Genomic DNA, 415 nt, shown 5'->3' on the forward strand with positions numbered 1-415 from the left:
CAATATGAAAAATGGTGGTAATGCAAAAGACAGCTTTAACATGTGTACTCCAGATGACATTGCTGACAAACAGCAATTTAGGGGCATACTAGAGTGCTAGGGCTAAAAGTACATCAGAGTTAGTCCTGATTTATTAGGGAAGATGTCACAAGCTGCTACAAGTCAGTCTGGCAGATTGGATTTATTCGATGTGTTTTTGTGTTTGTTAAAAAAACGCGGGTTTTTCACGATAAATGAAAAGATCCAGCGTTCGAGAAAAGATTTCGCCTGAGCTTTTTTCAAATAGCCATAACCAAGTATCGAGATAATCAACGCGCCAATCGCATCAACAATCAGGTCATACATTGTGTCCGTTAAACCTGAATGATCGCCGAACATCGGTTTTTGCATATTGGTGCCGAAAATCTTATCCATC

Annotated in this window: 1 pseudogene; it reads right to left on the reverse strand. The window is 39.5% G+C overall.

The features are described from left to right. Window positions 1-162 precede the first annotated feature (162 nt). Window positions 163-415 (reverse strand): annotated as a pseudogene (locus tag B3O33_RS09880) (hypothetical protein); the annotation flags it as partial.

This window comes from Methylophaga sp. UBA1464 (assembly GCF_002325665.1).
Classification (GTDB): Bacteria; Pseudomonadota; Gammaproteobacteria; order Nitrosococcales; family Methylophagaceae; genus Methylophaga.